At 63.4% G+C, this 14576-nt stretch carries 17 protein-coding genes and 1 tRNA gene; 8 read left to right on the plus strand and 10 right to left on the minus strand.

Features of this window, described 5'->3' with window-relative positions:
* Window positions 1-154: 154 nt before the first annotated feature.
* The 6 genes from ACQKOE_RS14250 to ACQKOE_RS14275 all read left to right on the plus strand — a co-directional run bounded on the left by ACQKOE_RS14250 (window position 155) and on the right by ACQKOE_RS14275 (window position 5102).
* Window positions 155-231: transfer RNA gene (locus ACQKOE_RS14250), tRNA-Met, on the plus strand.
* Between the two features lie 260 nt (window positions 232-491).
* A complete protein-coding gene (locus tag ACQKOE_RS14255; protein ID WP_427513382.1) occupies window positions 492-1169 on the plus strand; it encodes a hypothetical protein in 678 nt (225 codons plus the stop codon).
* 227 nt (window positions 1170-1396) lie between these two features.
* Window positions 1397-1618, plus strand: a complete 222-nt coding sequence (locus ACQKOE_RS14260; RefSeq protein WP_427513383.1) for a helix-turn-helix transcriptional regulator — start codon at window positions 1397-1399, stop codon at window positions 1616-1618.
* Window positions 1608-2078, plus strand: a complete 471-nt coding sequence (locus ACQKOE_RS14265) for a hypothetical protein (RefSeq protein ID WP_427513384.1) — start codon at window positions 1608-1610, stop codon at window positions 2076-2078. The genes ACQKOE_RS14260 and ACQKOE_RS14265 overlap by 11 nt, the downstream gene beginning before the upstream one ends.
* Entirely contained in the window at window positions 2072-4528 is a 2457-nt protein-coding gene (locus tag ACQKOE_RS14270; protein ID WP_427513385.1) for a phage/plasmid primase, P4 family, read from the plus strand. The genes ACQKOE_RS14265 and ACQKOE_RS14270 overlap by 7 nt, the downstream gene beginning before the upstream one ends.
* 412 nt (window positions 4529-4940) lie before the next feature.
* Complete coding sequence (locus ACQKOE_RS14275; RefSeq protein ID WP_427513386.1) at window positions 4941-5102, plus strand: hypothetical protein; 162 nt, start codon at window positions 4941-4943, stop codon at window positions 5100-5102.
* A 41-nt stretch (window positions 5103-5143) separates the two neighbouring features.
* On the opposite strand, the gene ACQKOE_RS14280 is transcribed toward ACQKOE_RS14275, so the two are convergent.
* A complete protein-coding gene (locus ACQKOE_RS14280) occupies window positions 5144-5599 on the minus strand; it encodes a ferritin-like domain-containing protein (RefSeq protein WP_427513387.1) in 456 nt (151 codons plus the stop codon).
* Window positions 5600-5739: 140 nt separating this feature from the next.
* On the minus strand, window positions 5740-6612 hold the full coding sequence (locus ACQKOE_RS14285) for a LysR family transcriptional regulator (protein ID WP_427513388.1): 873 nt from the start codon (window positions 6610-6612) through the stop codon (window positions 5740-5742).
* A gap of 101 nt (window positions 6613-6713) precedes the next feature.
* On the opposite strand from ACQKOE_RS14285, the gene ACQKOE_RS14290 reads away from it, so the two are divergent.
* The gene (locus ACQKOE_RS14290) at window positions 6714-7124 is read left to right on the plus strand and encodes a DoxX family protein (protein ID WP_427513389.1); all 411 of its coding nucleotides are present in this window, start codon (window positions 6714-6716) and stop codon (window positions 7122-7124) included.
* A 5-nt stretch (window positions 7125-7129) separates the two neighbouring features.
* On the plus strand, window positions 7130-7906 hold the full coding sequence (locus ACQKOE_RS14295; protein ID WP_427513390.1) for a DODA-type extradiol aromatic ring-opening family dioxygenase: 777 nt from the start codon (window positions 7130-7132) through the stop codon (window positions 7904-7906).
* A gap of 72 nt (window positions 7907-7978) precedes the next feature.
* Here the strand turns inward: ACQKOE_RS14295 and cobU are convergent, their stop codons facing one another.
* Genes cobU through ACQKOE_RS14335 form a run of 8 tightly spaced genes read right to left on the minus strand, consistent with a single transcriptional unit; the run spans window position 7979 to window position 14560 of the window.
* Entirely contained in the window at window positions 7979-8485 is a 507-nt protein-coding gene (gene cobU, locus ACQKOE_RS14300) for a bifunctional adenosylcobinamide kinase/adenosylcobinamide-phosphate guanylyltransferase (protein ID WP_427513391.1), read from the minus strand.
* Window positions 8478-9941, minus strand: a complete 1464-nt coding sequence (locus ACQKOE_RS14305) for a cobyric acid synthase (RefSeq protein ID WP_427513392.1) — start codon at window positions 9939-9941, stop codon at window positions 8478-8480. Before ACQKOE_RS14305 ends, cobU begins: the two co-directional genes overlap by 8 nt.
* Window positions 9941-10882, minus strand: a complete 942-nt coding sequence (gene cbiB / locus ACQKOE_RS14310) for an adenosylcobinamide-phosphate synthase CbiB (RefSeq protein WP_427513393.1) — start codon at window positions 10880-10882, stop codon at window positions 9941-9943. The genes ACQKOE_RS14305 and cbiB overlap by 1 nt, the downstream gene beginning before the upstream one ends.
* Window positions 10875-11864, minus strand: a complete 990-nt coding sequence (locus ACQKOE_RS14315) for an aminotransferase class I/II-fold pyridoxal phosphate-dependent enzyme (RefSeq protein WP_427513394.1) — start codon at window positions 11862-11864, stop codon at window positions 10875-10877. The genes cbiB and ACQKOE_RS14315 overlap by 8 nt, the downstream gene beginning before the upstream one ends.
* Window positions 11861-12577: an adenosylcobinamide-GDP ribazoletransferase gene (gene cobS, locus ACQKOE_RS14320; RefSeq protein WP_427513395.1), complete on the minus strand. Its 717-nt coding sequence runs from the start codon at window positions 12575-12577 to the stop codon at window positions 11861-11863. Before cobS ends, ACQKOE_RS14315 begins: the two co-directional genes overlap by 4 nt.
* The gene (locus ACQKOE_RS14325; RefSeq protein WP_427513396.1) at window positions 12574-13143 is read right to left on the minus strand and encodes a histidine phosphatase family protein; all 570 of its coding nucleotides are present in this window, start codon (window positions 13141-13143) and stop codon (window positions 12574-12576) included. The genes cobS and ACQKOE_RS14325 overlap by 4 nt, the downstream gene beginning before the upstream one ends.
* On the minus strand, window positions 13140-14156 hold the full coding sequence (gene cobT / locus ACQKOE_RS14330) for a nicotinate-nucleotide--dimethylbenzimidazole phosphoribosyltransferase (RefSeq protein ID WP_427513397.1): 1017 nt from the start codon (window positions 14154-14156) through the stop codon (window positions 13140-13142). The genes ACQKOE_RS14325 and cobT overlap by 4 nt, the downstream gene beginning before the upstream one ends.
* Window positions 14153-14560 carry a DUF1636 domain-containing protein gene (locus tag ACQKOE_RS14335; RefSeq protein WP_427513398.1) on the minus strand — a complete coding sequence of 136 codons (408 nt, stop codon included), beginning with the start codon at window positions 14558-14560 and terminating at the stop codon, window positions 14153-14155. Before ACQKOE_RS14335 ends, cobT begins: the two co-directional genes overlap by 4 nt.
* Window positions 14561-14576 lie beyond the last annotated feature (16 nt).

The raw sequence follows: 14576 nt of genomic DNA on the forward strand, positions 1-14576 counted from the left end.
GCGTTGGAAGAGTAGGGCGTCGCCAGGCATTAAAGCCGGCGGGCACAGGAAAAAAACCCATTCACATGTTCTTGAAAAAGCCGCTGCCGGTCCGATCGCGCGGCGGCTTTTTCAGCTTCGGCCAAGGCTGCAATCGCCCCCTTGGCTCTGGTGACGCGGGGTGGAGCAGCCCGGTAGCTCGTCAGGCTCATAACCTGAAGGTCGTAGGTTCAAATCCTACCCCCGCAACCAACATCATTCTGAAATATAAAGAAAAAGACGGCCTCCTTCGGGAGGCTTTTTGCGTTTTGGGGCCACCGTAAGCACTGTGGAAGCAAGAAGGCTCAAAGGCCCACGTTATTGAGCGTGGTTCGTGGCCCGCAGGACTTCGCCTGGCTGTCGACCTTCAGGGTGTTTTGCCGCCTTTGGCAATCTTGACGAACTTGGCGTGGCCTTGCGTAGACCTGCATGGCGGAACATAATGGCAACTTCATCGAATCGCCGGGGGATCCATGCGCCTGCTGACCAAGGAGTTCTATACTCTCGCTGAGCTCCAGGCGGCCTGGGAGATGGCGGATCATGACGTACAGTATCTGATCGCCACCGGCAGACTGAAGCTGTCGATCGTTGTCTATTCCCAGACACTGGTGACCATGCCCTCAGGACCGCATCTTCCGACAGATGCCAAGCGCCGGGTCTATAGTGGCATGCTTGACCTCAACGCTTCCGATGCTGTCGCCATCCTGCGCAAAGGTGAGACCCAGATCGCCTGCTTCAGCATGCCTGATGGGGCGGCGGGACATTTCCCATATTACTTCCGCGACCAGACAGTGATCAAAGTCGATGAGCTTATGGTTCGCCATGCCGAGCGCGAGCGGGTTGAACGGCAATGGCTCGCATCTCGCGCGTCAGATGCCACAGGACCTTTTGGCCATTCTGCTGATTATCGTGCAGTGCATATGCACGATCGCAAGTTCACGCTGGGGCCCAAACAGGCCGGCGTCATCAAATACCTGCACCGTGCCCATATGCTTGGGCAGCCCTGGTGCTCCGGGCGTGATTTGCTCGAGCATGTCGGGTCGGAAGGCGATCGTTTGCGGGACCTGTTCGGCACCGGCGACAAATGGAACACGTTGATCCTGTCAGATGGACGCGGGCTATACCGGCTCGCCATCCCCACCCAGCAGTAACCCACCCGATCTCACGGGTTTGCGCGCAACGAATCGCGGCAATCCTGCGTGATGATGAGTGTCGGTACCCCACTCCATCCCACGCCGATCCCCCGCTATCCCCCACTCAACCCCGGGTGGTCCTCCAGCAGAATCTGCATTTGATCCCCAGCCCAGGGCCACGACATCCCCCAGTCTGAACCTGCACCTCCAGCCCGGGCCCACAGTGCGGCCCGCAGGAGATATGCATGACCATCAGACATCTTAGCCAAAGTGATCTTTCCGATCGCTGGACCATCAGCCCGCGTACGCTGGAGCGTTGGCGCTGGGCCGGCTGCGGCCCGCGCTACCTCAAGATTGGCGGCCGGGTCGTCTATCGCCTCGAAGACATCGAGGCCTACGAGAACACCCAGGTATTCAACAATACGGCCGAGTTCGCCGCAACGCGGGGAGGCTTCCATGGCCGTTGAAGTCCCGCTTCTGAAAGTGCCCGATCATGTGCTGGCAGCCTGCCAGCAGGGTGGGCGGCATCTGACCCCGGTGATGCAGGCCGTGCGCTATTATGGTGTGAGCCTGGTTTTCGTGCCGCAGGGCGTCAAAGAGCTCGGTGAGGCTTTGCCGAGTGTTCTGGTAAAACCGTTTATCGCCCTCATCGGCGATGACATGCATCAGGCGCTGGGGCCTAAGGCCTTCGGCAGGAAGATGCTGGCCCGTCTCATTCGTGAGGCTGATGTCGCCGCCATTATCGCCTGCGAGGCGCTCCATGAGGTCTATGACCAGATGAGCCAGCAAGCAGCTATCGGCCGCCGCAATGTTCTGATCATCGAGACCCTGCCAGAACGTGAACTGGAGTGGCTCTCGTGCCTGCGCCGCGCCGCCCCCAAACTCCCGATCACCCTGTGCACGGTGAAGCCGGAGGTCCAATGCTGAACCAAGGCAACAGCACCAGGCCGCGCCGCCCGGCCATCCATGGCGGCATCACCACCACTGCCCGCCTGCTGGGCGAGCGGATGGAGGAACTGGCATTGCATCTTCTGGGCACGCCCAACCGTAAACTGTCGACCCGTGATGAACTGCGTTTTGGCAACAAGGGCAGCACGAGCGTCAATATTGGTGGAGCCGAGCCCGGCGTCTGGTTCGATCACGAGGCGGGCAAGGGCGGCGGTGGGCTCGAATTGATCCAGCATATTCAGCACTGCGATCTCAAAGAAGCCTGCGCATGGGCTGATGACTGGCTGGGGGTTTCAACCCTGCCGGCAGCTCCAGCCAAGCCCATGAAGCCGAAAGCAGAACCCGTGCTGTCATCGGCAGCGGGGGTGGCAGCTCCTCCACCAGCCGCACCGCCTTCTGCGCCAACCGAATTCGCGGCCAAGGTCGCCAATATCGTCGTGCAGTCCGGCCCGGCGCAGGGCACCTCCGCGGAGGTCTATCTGCGTAGCCGCGGGATCACCATGCCGTTGCCGCAATCCATCCGCTACCGCGAGGGCGCCATGCGCCAATACGGGGCGCTGGTAGGCCTTGCGACGGGCGATGCCGGTGAGGTGCTTGCAGTGCAGCAGGTCTATTTGACCAGCAGCGGTGAGAAGGCTCCGGTGCACCCTGCCAAGCGCACCAACAAGGCGGTGGAGGGCTGGGCCGAGCGCTCGGCCGTCAGGCTGCCGGGCAGAGCGCCAGTCATCCTGTGCGAAGGGATCGAGACGGCCCTGTCGCTGTGTCAGGCTACGGGTCAGGAAACATGGGCGTGCCTTGGCATCAGCAATATCGCGAAGGCTCCTCTGCCAGAGGGCGCCGAAGTGATTGTGGCGCGCGACGGGGACATTCCGGGCAGTCCAGCGGACGGGCAGATGGAACGCACCCTTGCCACCCTTAAGGCGCGGGGCTTCATTACCCTGTTGGCCTCTCCGCCGGAGAGCCAGGACTTCAACGATGTCCTGCGCAATGCCGGCGAAGAAGCTGTGCGGATGGCTATCGCGGCAGCGGTTCTGCCAGATGCTTTTGGAAGGACCAGCGCAAAACAGGTCTACATCGGTTCGGATGTGGAACTTGCGCAGCGCGTGCGGGAGGATCTGACCGAGCGGCTCGGGCGGGTCGTCCATGCCGAAGGGGCGTTCTGGCATTACGAGCGCACCCACTGGCAGCCGGTTCCCGACCGCCTGCTGCGCATGGCCGTGCACCGGTATGATGGCGCCGAATACGAGACGCCCAGCGGAGAGCCCTCGCGGGTCAAACTCGGCAAAGGGCGGATCGATTCCATCATCAATGAATGTGCCACGCTGTGCTTCGAGCCCGAGTTCTTCGCTGGCCGGCCGATCGGGATCAACTGCGCTTCGGGGTTCATCCGGTTCGACGAGCAGGGCGTGCCCACTCTCACACCGCATGATCCGTCCATGCGCTGCCGTCATACCTTGCCGGGGCAGTGGCAAGGCGGTAATGCTTCCCAGCCACCTGAAGGGAGCCTGCTCGCAAAGCTGCTGGGCGGGGCTTTCCTCGGAGATCCTGAAGCGGACGAGAAGGTCACCTTGCTCGCCGAGATCTGCGGCGCAGCTGCTCTGGGCTATGCGACCCACCTTATCCAGCCCAAGGCTGTCATCCTCTATGGGCAAACCGCCGAAAACGGCAAAAGTCAGATCCTGGATCTCGCGAGGGGACTGCTACCAGCCAATGCCATCTGCTCGGTGCCAGCCGCACGCATGGGTGATGAGCGGCATGTTATTGGCCTGGTCGGCAAGCTCCTCAATGCCACCGACGAACTCTCCTCGGCGGCAGTGGCTTCCGACACGTTCAAGTCGATCGTGACCGGCGAACCCATCGAAGGGCGCGACGTCTACAAGAGCCGGATCGAGTTCCGCTCGATCGCCCAGAACCTGTTCGCCACGAATAACCTTCCGGCCTTCCAGGGTGGGATCGATCGCGGCGTGCAAAGGCGATTGCTGGTGATCCCGTTCAACCGCACGATCCCCAAGGAGGAGCGCATTGAGAACATTGGCCAGCGCATTGCCCGGGATGAGGCCGATCTCCTGCTCGCCTGGGTAGTGGCCGGCGCGTCGCGGCTCGTTGCGCTCCGGAACTTCACCATTCCGATCTCATGCAGCCCGGCACTGACCGAATGGATATACGGCGCAGATCCGGTGCTCGCCTGGCTCGACGAATGCACCGAGGTGTTCCCGTTCGTGCCCGGTAGTCCCTACCTCACCACAAGGTCCGCCTATTCCTCGTTCCAGAACTGGGCGACCACCGAAGGGTTCAAGGGTGACAAGCTGCCAGCGATCAACGGGTTCGTACAGCGCATCCAGGCCAATGTATCAGGGATCAGCTACAAGCGGACCAGCGTCGGCCGGGTGTTCATGGGGCTAAGGATCAAGACCGCTCACGGAGCGTAAGCCATGTCGCACCTGTGTCGCGATAATGACGGGTTTTGACGCCTAAGTGCATGATAATGAACGGATGACGCACTTACCCCTCAACCATTTTATATACAGGGGAAATAAACATGAATTTATCCATCCCTCGCCCGCACATGTAATGGTTAGGGGGTGGGTGCATCATCTGTTCATTTACAAAGGCTTACGTGCCAAAACCCGTCATTCTAGCGGCACAAGTGCGTCATGAAGTCCTGCGTCCGCCCGCGCGCCGACGCGCGAGATGGAGGGGGGGAGGGTAAAAGCGTAGGGGTTTGGAACCGGAAACCGCCCCCGATCCAAAGTTTTCACGCCCGCGAGTTAGCGACCGGGGGTCGGATTTATAGAATATCCGAATATCAGCTATTTGAGCAATGACCAGATGCGCGTCTTGATGCGTGAAATCGTGGACCGGCTCTACACGTTTCACATATCCATCGATGATCTCGATTTTCGGGCGAGGGTTGATCGCTGGGCCAAGATCGCGGATCGGTGGGATGAGCCGGACGGCGACATCGAATTCTTTCGGAATCTGGCCGAAGACGAACACCAATGATGCCCGTCAGGAAGCGGAACAGGATCTTTAGCGAAGGATTTCTATTCCTTGAACGCCTCCACATCACCCGGCCTGCGCAACATCTTGTTGACCTCGTCGAGGTGTAGTTCCTCCAGCATGATCATCTCGCGGGCATACTCTTCGAGCAGAACGGACCGGTTAGCGGCAACCTCGAGTAACTCGTAGTAGAGCCCAAGCGTGGATTTCTCATGCTCAAGGCTTTCACGCAGGATATCGCCGATGTCGTGCCTTGCGGTCTCCAGCAGTGGGCCGATCTGCAGCGAGGGATGGCCACCCAACAGTGTGACAAGTTCGCCCGCCTTGCGCGCGTGAGCCAATCCTTCCGAAGCGTTGCCTTCCAGCCACGACACTATCGGAATTCGGTTATAGCCGTAGACCATCAGCGAATAGTGCGTGTAGCGGACGACTCCCGCCAGTTCCGCCTCCATGATCCGGTTCAGAACCGCGATAGCGGATTTCTTTTCGTCGTCGGTCATGTGAGCCTCCTGTGTCTGCCGAGGCAATGCCAAGCCTTCATCGCCACCTTGGCGTCGAAGGTTATAGCCGAAATACCTGCCGAAAGCCATTGCATTGCAGGAGTGCGTTTGTGCGTGTCGCCAAATGATGGAGCCCAACGTCAATCAACTGGATTGATAATGGCGTCGCTGGCCTTCAATGCGCCGATGATTGCATCCATGACGGCGCGCATCCGGGGCATGTGGCGCATGTCGCTGTGAACCCCCAGCCAGATATCGCGCACCAGCGGGGGCCGGCCATGACACAGACGCACCAGTCCGGGCTCCGCATCCGCGCGGTAGCGCGCGAGTGCGGCGACCCCGCCGCCGGCCAGCGCCGTCTGGAGCTGCACCTCCCGGCTGTTCGACCGGAAGCCGACGACAGCATCGGGGAATATCTCGAGCAGCCATTTGGCCTCAGGCAGGTGGGCCTGGTCGTCGAGCACGGAAATCAGTCTGACCTGCTCCGTGCCGATGCGATCACGCCATTCGGGCGTTGCGTATATGCCCATGGCGAGGCGGCCCGCGCGCCGTGCGACAACTTCATGACCTTCAAACCGCGACATGCGCAGCGCAATGTCCGCCTCGCGTCGTGACAGGCTGAGCGACCGGGTATCGGGCACCAGTTCGATGACAATGCCCGGATGCCGGCATTGCAGAGCGGCCAGCGCCGGGGCCACAATCCGGGCCGCCAGCGTGTCCACTGTGGTCAGCCGCACGACGCCTTCGAGCGCGGCATCGCGGCCCGTGATCGCGCGTTCGGCGGCAAGAACTTCGGCTTCGATCCGCTCGGCATTGCCGAGGACTGTTTCTCCCAGCGGGGTGAGCGCGAACCGACCGGGGTGGCGCTGGAGCAGGCGCGCGCCCGTGCGCTCTTCCATCGCCGCCAGCCGACGGCCCATGGTTGGCTGGGCCACACCGAGGGCGCGAGCGGCGGCCGAAAGGGTGCCGTAGCGGGCAATCGCCAGAAAGGTGCGCAGATCGTCCCAGTCCATACTTTAGATATGCATAAACGCATGACCATTCGTCAAGTTTGGTGAATTCCATACATCCGTGCGCTGGCTTAAGATGTGGTCATCGAACAAAGGAGCCAGCCATGAACACCATCGATCGAACTGCCGCTGCCACGACACTGCTGCGCGTCACCAGCGGCGCCTTGCTTCTCACTCACGGGCTCATCAAGCTCATCGTCTTCACCCCCGCCGGCACCGCCGGTTTCTTTGAAAGCATCGGCTTCCCCGGCATTGCTGCCTATCCGGTGATGGCTGGCGAGATTGGCCTTGGCCTGGCGATGATCCTGGGAATCCACTCGCGCCTTGCCGCACTTGCCGCGCTGCCGATTCTGCTTGGATCGATCATCCCGCACGCCGGTAACGGTTTCACCTTCTCGAACGCAGGTGGTGGCTGGGAATTCCCGGTCTTCTGGTCGATTGTGCTGGTGGTGCAAGCGTTACTCGGTGATGGCGCTTATGCCCTGCGCGGTCGTCAGCAACCGGCGCAGAGCTGATCGCCATGCTGCGCCCGCTCTTCCTGTCACACGGGGCGCCGAGCCTGCCCTTCGAGGATGTGCCAGCCCGGCACTTCCTCGAGGGGCTGGCGGCCACGATCGAACGTCCGCGCGCAATCCTTGCGGTTTCCGCGCATTGGGAAACGCGTCTGCCCACCGTCAACGCCGTGGAAGTGAATCGCACAATCCATGACTTCGGCGGGTTCGCGCCCGAACTCTACCGGCTTGGCTACCCCGCGCCGGGCGATCCGGAACTGGCCGCGCGCGTGGTGGAACTGCTTGGTGACGCCGGTCTCGTGGCTGCGACCGATACCACTCGCGGCCTCGATCATGGGGCATGGGTTCCGTTGATGATCGCCTGGCCCGATGCCAAAATCCCGGTGGTCCAGCTGTCGGTGCAGGGGCACCTTGGCCCTGGACACCATCTTGAGGTCGGACGTGCGATCGCCCCGCTCACCTGCGAGGGTGTGTTGGTGGTTGGCAGCGGGAGCTTCACGCATGATCTGTCTAGCTGGCGCGGCCAGCAAGGCATGGCCGAGCCGGAGTGGGTGAGCGACTTTGCCGAGTGGTTTGACCGGGCGCTGACCGAACAGCGTAGCTGTGACCTTCTGGCTTATCTCAACCTTGCCCCCAATGCTGCGCGCAATCATCCGACTGAAGAACACCTGCTGCCGCTGTTCGTGGCGCTCGGCGCAGCAGGAAATGATACGAAGGCGACCCGGTTGCACAGCAGCACCACTTACGGCGTCCTGCGTATGGATGCCTACGCCTTCGGTGCCTGAATCCAGATCCCTCAAAGACGCCGCCGCCTGTCGCTGAGATCGTCGTGGGAAACGGTACGCACTTTGGGCGGATCATTTAATGCGGATATTCAATCCGGCGGCGATGAACTGGACTTCGCTGGCGGCGGCGGCAACCCTCTGGTTGACCTTGCCGGCCTCGTCGCGGAACCGGCGGGCAAGGGCGTTTTCGGGGACGATACCAAGCCCCACTTCGTTGCTAACAAGGATCACATGGCCTCTGGCGCTGGCGACCGCGTTCGTCAGGCTGGCGGTGGCTGCCTCGATATCGTGATCTGACAGCAGCAGGTTGGTGACCCACAATGTGAGGCAATCGACCAGAAGCGCAACATCGGGCGTATCGTGCCTCCGGATCGCTTCGGCAAGCGCTAGAGGAACCTCAATGGTGGACCAGGCATGGCCGCGCTCATCTTGGTGCAGGCGGATGCGATCACGCATTTCATCGTCCCAAGCTTGCGCCGTGGCGATGTAGAGGGGGGACAGGCCGGTCGCTTCGGCGCGTTGCTGCGCATAACGGCTCTTGCCGGAACGGGCCCCGCCCAGCACGAAAAGACTAGGCATGCGCACCTCCCTGGGCAAGCTCTAGCAGCCCTTCAATATCGAGACGGGATTCCAGTTCGGCGGCTATTCCGTCAAGGGCGGCATCAATGGCAGTGGCATGATCATGCCCGTCCGATGCGCTTCCAAGTCGCTGCAAGATGGCGGCGCGAAGGTCGGTGCTGGCAAGGGCGCCGTGAACGTAACTGCCCATGACCCGGCCATCGGCACTGATCGCGCCATCCGGGCGATTGCCTTCAAGGGTTGCAAAAGGACGCGCACAGGCGGGACCACCTGTTTCGCCCATGTGCATTTCAAAGCCTTCGAACGCGTGCCCCAACGCTACGCCTTGTACGTGGCGCAGCGCCTTTTGAGTGGTCAGCGTGGTTTCAATGTCCAGCAGGCCAAGCCCGTCGCTTTCGCCTGCCGAGCCTTCTATCCCGTGCGGATCGCGGATGCGCTTGCCCAGCATCTGATAGCCGCCGCAAATGCCCAGGATAGCGCCCCCCCGCCGGTGATGGGCAAGGATATCGATATCCCATCCCTGTTCCCGAATGGCGGCCATGTCAGCGATTGTGGCCTTGGAGCCGGGCAGGATGATGAGGACGCAGTCTGGCGGGATGACCTGCCCCGGCGGCACCATCACAAGTTCGACCGCGCTTTCCGCCCTCAGGGGATCAAGATCATCGAAATTGGCAATTCGGGGGAGGATCGGACAGGCTATCCGGATCGTACCACTGGTCTGTTGCCGGGAGCGTTCCAGCACGACCGCGTCTTCGCTGGGCAGCTGCGCGGTGGCCCGTAGCCACGGTACCACCCCATAGCCGCGCCAGCCCGAGAGGGCTTCGATTTGCCGGTATCCATCTTCGAACAGGGCCGGATCGCCGCGAAACTTGTTGATGATGAAGCCCCGGATCATGGCTGCATCGGCAGGGTCGAGCACGGCCTTTGTGCCGACCAGCGCTGCGATCACGCCGCCCCGGTCGATATCGCCCACCAGCACGACGGGCAGATCGGCGGCGCGGGCAAAGCCCATATTGGCGATGTCCCCTTCGCGCAGGTTGATTTCGGCTGCGGAACCGGCGCCTTCGACGACCACGACATCGCATTGTTCGCGCAGGCGATGCCAGCTTTCCAGCACATCGGGCATCAGCACGCGGCGCGCGGCGCGGAAATTGCCGCCGCCCAGCGTGCCACGGACTTTGCCATGCACAACCAGTTGCGATGTATGGTCCGCCTGTGGCTTGAGCAGGACGGGGTTCATGTCAGTATGAGGTTCGGTGCGGCAGGCCATGGCCTGCAAGGCCTGCGCACGCCCTATTTCGCCGCCATCGGCGGTGACGGCGGCGTTGTTGGACATGTTTTGCGGCTTGAAGGGGCGGATCGTCAGCCCGCGATTGGCAAAGGCCCGGCACAAGCCGGCCACCAGAACCGATTTGCCAACATCCGAGCCTGTGCCTTGCAGCATCAGCGCGCCCATCACCAATCTCCCAAGGCAATGGCCGTGGCGATCCCCGCCAGAACCAGACATGATCGCACATAGACCCGGATCGCGCGCCGGACATCGGCGGCGTCGGTATCGGTTTTGCCCTGGCCGATCCACGGCTTTTCGTGAACCACGCCATCATAGGATATCGGGCCGGCCAGCCGCAGCCCGAGCGCACCGGCCATGGCCGCTTCGGTCCAGCCCGCATTGGGTGAGGCATGGCGGGCGTGATCGCGCCACATCGTTGTCCAGCCGCCGCCACCGGCCATGCAGATTACTGCCCCGCCGATCCGGGCAGGAACGAGGTTCAAAAGGTCATCGGTACGCGCCGCCGCCCATCCGAAGGCACGCCAGCGTTCTTCGCGGTGGCCGATCAGGCTGTCTGCCGTGTTGATGGCCTTGTATGCCCAGACGCCCGGCAATCCTCCCACGATCAGCCAGAACAGGGGTGCTGCTATGCCGTCGCAGAAGCTTTCGGCGAGGCTTTCGATGGCCGCGCGGGCAATGCCGGATTGATCGAGTTCGCGCGTATCGCGCCCCACGATCATTCCCACCGCTTCGCGGGCGGCGGGCAGATCGTTCCGAGCCAGCGCAAGGGCAATCGGGCGGACATGATCGTAAAGGCTGCGCTGGGCAAGCGCGGGCCATGCCAGAACGGCGACGGCAAGCCATGCAAGAGGGCCAAGGAAGCTGCGGAACAGATGTTCAAGGACAAGCCCTGCGCCTATCGTCCCGGCCAGAAGGATCAGGACGCAGGCCACGCCCAGTATACGCCGGCGGCTGTTGCTGAAATCCGGCTTGTTCCAACGGCTTTCGCACCCCGTAATGATCCGGGCGAAGAGGCCCACGGGGTGGCCGAGCCGGCGATAGAGGGCATGGGGCCAGCCTATCGCCGCATCAAGGGCAAGAGCCGTGATCGCAATCGGTTCAGGCATGGTCCGGCATCGCCGTGATGAAGCGGAACAAGGCCTCGTGGCTGCCCGGCAGGCCAATGCGTAGCCAACCGGGGTGCTGGTCGAACGGACGGGTGAGAATGGCATGCCGCGCCAGATGTTCGAACAGGGGCTGCGCCCTGTCGCAGGCGATCAGCCGGAACAGCGGGCATTGCCCGAGGACCGTGTAACCGCGCTCTTTCAGCAGAACGTCCAGCTCGCCGGCTTCGGCATCAAGCTGGCGGCGCATCGCGGCAATCCAAGCGGCATCGCGATAAGCGGCGGTGCCGATGGCAAGGGCGGCAGCCGATACGGGCCAGGCGCCGAGCTTGCCGCGCAAGCGCGCGATGATCGGGCGCGGGGCGATCACGAAACCGAGGCGCAGGCCGGCCAGCCCGAAGAACTTGCCGAACGAACGGAAGATGACGAGCTTGCGTTCGTCCGCAACAGCTGCCGCAAAACCATGTTCGGGATGGCAATCGGCAAAGGCTTCATCAAGGATAAGCCAGCCTTCCTGCCCGCGATGATCGAGCATGTCCATCAGCGCGCGGCGCTCCAGCAAGCGCCCGTCCGGGTTGTTCGGATTGGCTAGGATCAGCGTGGTTCCATGCGCATGGTCAAGATCCTCGACAGGCACAGCTTCGCTGCCCGGCATCATCTCACCATGAGTGCGATAGGTGGGGGCAATGTGATGGGCCGGGCCGGCGAACAGATCGCCGCAAAGGCGCAGGCCCACCTCGGTTCCCGGGACCGCGCAGACATGGTCCGCATCGCAGCCAAAATGCGCTGCCGCAGCTTCTTCCAGCGCCCGCAATGCGCCTTCCTCGGGCAAGGCGCGCCAGTCTATCGCTATCGTGTCGGCACCGGACCAAGCGTGGGGGTTGATCCCGGTGGACAGGTCGAGCCAGTCTTCCTCCCCCGTGCCGAAATGCGTGCGCGCAGCGGCAAGCCCGCCGCCATGCCATGTCCAGCGGTTCGTTGTCACAGCGCAGCCTCCACGCTCAGGGCAAGCAGCAGCACCGTCTCGACCAGTTCGATGCCCGCGCCATGTCCGTCGCCTGAAATCCCACCGATCTTGCGCGCGATCCAGACGGCCCACAGCGCCATGGCCGGGATGGCGGCCAGCAAGGCCGGGGCGAACCATGAGAGGCTGAGCAAGGCGATGGTCCATAAGGCAAGATCGGCGGTCCGCACCGCGCCTCTAAAACGCGCGCCTAGGCCATCGTGCAGCGGGGCGATCCAGCGTGTCCAGGCCAGCGGCGCGATGCGGGCGGCGAGGGGCACCAGCGCGAGGGCCGGGAACAGGCCTCGATCGATAAGCGCATGGAGCAGCACCAGCTTGGCAATCAGTTGGAGAGTGATGGCCGTGACACCGAAACTGCCGACATGCGGATCGGCCAGAACCGCGTCCAGACGGGCCCGGTCCTTATGCGCCGCGCCACTGGCATCGGCGATGTCGCCCAGCCCATCAAGATGGAGCGCGCCCGTGACCAGTATCCATGCAACCAGTGCGGTGAGCGCACCTGTCCAGCTGTCGATCCAGGCTCCGGCCCATCCCGCCGCCGCCACGATGGCGCCGATCAGCCCGCCTACCGCCGGGAACCATCGGATCGAGGCGGCAAAGGCTTCGGCAGAGACAGAAACGCGCGGCGCCGGCAACCGCGTCAGGAATTGGACGGCAATGCACAAGCCCTTCATGCTTGCAGTCCTGCAATCTGCGCGGTGCGCCCGGCGCCGGGCCAGATGCGCAGGCTGACGACGGCGGCATAGGGCAGTTCGAAGGCCCACAGATGGCGCTGTTCAAAGCCGAACAGGCAGGCCAGCGCTGCCCGGATGGCACCGCCATGGGTAACCACAAGGGTGTTGCGTTCCGGTATGGCGGCAAGGGCGCCATCAACGCGGGCAGTGAGGGCGGACCAGCGTTCTCCCCCCGGCGGCGGATTGGCGTCCGGATCGTCCCAGAAGGCGGCCATCGCGGGCCTTTCGACATGTTCGGGGGCAAGCCCGTCCCAATCGCCGAAATCCAGTTCGCGCCAACGCGGATCCAGCGCCACCGGCAAGCCGCGCGGTTCGCCTATCGCCTCGGCCGCCCTTGCTGCACGGCAAAGGTCGGAGGCGATCAGCGCGTCGAACGGCAAGGCGCGGGCCCGTTCCAGGCAGGCGGCAATTCCGCCCGGCGTGGATGGCGCGTCAGTCCGGCCGAGCAGCAGGCCGGGCGTTTGCGGCGCGCCGTGGCGCATGAGATGGACAAGAAACGCGCTCACAGTTCGCCTGCGACCCCGGCTTCGGCGAAAGTCGCCATCTGTGCGTGGGCGGCAAGCGCAGAACGGATGACCGATACGGCAACCGCCGCCCCGCTGCCTTCGCCAAGCCGCATGTCCAGCGCAAGGATCGGGGAAAGCCCCAGCCGTTCCAGCACGCGGCGATGGCCGGGTTCGGCCGAGCAGTGCCCCGCGATGCAATGGTCGGTGATGCCGGGGGCCGCCGCCGCCAGGGGCGCGATGGCCGCGCAGGTGATGAAGCCATCGAGAACGACGGGTATACGCAGCTGACGCGCCCGCAGGATGGCCCCAGCAATCGCCGCGATTTCCCGCCCGCCAAGACGGCGCAGGGTTTCGAACGGGGTCTCGCATGCCGTACCATGATGCGCCAGCGCGCGTTCGACGACCGCCACCTTGCGGGCGATGCCGGAGGAATCGACGCCCGTACCCGGTCCCACCCATTCGGCTGCCGAGCCGCCAAAGCTACGGGCGCACAGGGCGGCGGCGGCGGTGGTGTTGCCGATGCCCATTTCGCCCACGGTCAGGATATGGAGGTCCGGCGTCACGATTTCAGCGCCTGCCGAAAGGGCGGCAAGGCATTCCGCCTCGTCCATCGCGGGGGCGATGGTGAAATCCGCCGTCGGCCGCTCAAGGTCGAGCGCGACAACCTTGAGATCGAGCCCCGCCATTCCCGCCAGCGCGTTGATCGCCGCGCCGCCTGCGGCAAAATTGCCGACCATGGCCGCCGTTACGCTCGCGGGAAAGGCGCTGACACCGTGGACGACGAAGCCATGGTTTCCGGCAAAGATCGCCGTCCGCCCGCGTTCGATGACGGGGCGGTCATGGCCCTGCCAGCTGGCCATGAAAATGGCGATGTCTTCCAGCCGGCCGAGCGATCCGGGCGGCTTGGTGAGCTCTGCCTGCCGCGCGCGGGCAGCGGCGATGGCTGCATCATCGGCAGCGGGCAGATTGGCGAGGGCCGTCTCAAAGGCCGCGCGGGACGCAAAGTGGCTCATTCGGCGACAAAGCCCGGCGGGGGGGTGCGGGTGATAAAGTGGCCCTTCACGCCTTGCGGCCATTGCTTGAACGGCACCCGGCCATGTTCGCTTTGCGCGTAAAGCGCGGCGTATTCGAGAATGGCGGTGGCTGCGTCTTCATCCGGGGAGAAACGGCCCAGCACATATCCGACCTTGCCCGGAGCGCGCAGGTGGACCGTGCAAAAATCCGTGCAGGCAAACAGGCAAGGCATTTCCTGCACCGCGACACCGGCAAAGCGCTCATCGCTCTCGCGCACGGCGCGCAGGGCTGCGACCAGTTTCGCACCGCCGCGCTGGCCTGCGGCATCTTCGCGTTTGTCCTTGCTGTGGCGACAGGTGTTGCAGGCAACGATGGCCGGGCCATCGTCAACAGGGGTTAGCATCGTCTTGCGCTCCTTT

The sequence above is a fragment of the Novosphingobium sp. NPDC080210 genome, from assembly GCF_050281025.1.
Lineage (GTDB): Bacteria > Pseudomonadota > Alphaproteobacteria > Sphingomonadales > Sphingomonadaceae > Novosphingobium.

What these genes read in the sequence shown, in the direction of transcription:
- ACQKOE_RS14260 (WP_427513383.1), top strand. Translation starts at nt 1,397, where the DNA reads ATGACCATCAGACATCTTAGCCAAAGTGATCTTTCCGATCGCTGGACC.
- ACQKOE_RS14290 (WP_427513389.1), top strand. Translation starts at nt 6,714, where the DNA reads ATGAACACCATCGATCGAACTGCCGCTGCCACGACACTGCTGCGCGTC.
- ACQKOE_RS14265 (WP_427513384.1), top strand. Translation starts at nt 1,608, where the DNA reads ATGGCCGTTGAAGTCCCGCTTCTGAAAGTGCCCGATCATGTGCTGGCA.
- ACQKOE_RS14305 (WP_427513392.1), bottom strand. Translation starts at nt 9,941, where the DNA reads ATGGGCGCGCTGATGCTGCAAGGCACAGGCTCGGATGTTGGCAAATCG.
- ACQKOE_RS14255 (WP_427513382.1), top strand. Translation starts at nt 492, where the DNA reads ATGCGCCTGCTGACCAAGGAGTTCTATACTCTCGCTGAGCTCCAGGCG.
- ACQKOE_RS14275 (WP_427513386.1), top strand. Translation starts at nt 4,941, where the DNA reads ATGCGTGAAATCGTGGACCGGCTCTACACGTTTCACATATCCATCGAT.
- cbiB (WP_427513393.1), bottom strand. Translation starts at nt 10,882, where the DNA reads ATGCCTGAACCGATTGCGATCACGGCTCTTGCCCTTGATGCGGCGATA.
- ACQKOE_RS14280 (WP_427513387.1), bottom strand. Translation starts at nt 5,599, where the DNA reads ATGACCGACGACGAAAAGAAATCCGCTATCGCGGTTCTGAACCGGATC.
- ACQKOE_RS14295 (WP_427513390.1), top strand. Translation starts at nt 7,130, where the DNA reads ATGCTGCGCCCGCTCTTCCTGTCACACGGGGCGCCGAGCCTGCCCTTC.
- cobT (WP_427513397.1), bottom strand. Translation starts at nt 14,156, where the DNA reads ATGAGCCACTTTGCGTCCCGCGCGGCCTTTGAGACGGCCCTCGCCAAT.
- cobU (WP_427513391.1), bottom strand. Translation starts at nt 8,485, where the DNA reads ATGCCTAGTCTTTTCGTGCTGGGCGGGGCCCGTTCCGGCAAGAGCCGT.
- ACQKOE_RS14335 (WP_427513398.1), bottom strand. Translation starts at nt 14,560, where the DNA reads ATGCTAACCCCTGTTGACGATGGCCCGGCCATCGTTGCCTGCAACACC.
- ACQKOE_RS14270 (WP_427513385.1), top strand. Translation starts at nt 2,072, where the DNA reads ATGCTGAACCAAGGCAACAGCACCAGGCCGCGCCGCCCGGCCATCCAT.
- ACQKOE_RS14285 (WP_427513388.1), bottom strand. Translation starts at nt 6,612, where the DNA reads ATGGACTGGGACGATCTGCGCACCTTTCTGGCGATTGCCCGCTACGGC.
- cobS (WP_427513395.1), bottom strand. Translation starts at nt 12,577, where the DNA reads ATGAAGGGCTTGTGCATTGCCGTCCAATTCCTGACGCGGTTGCCGGCG.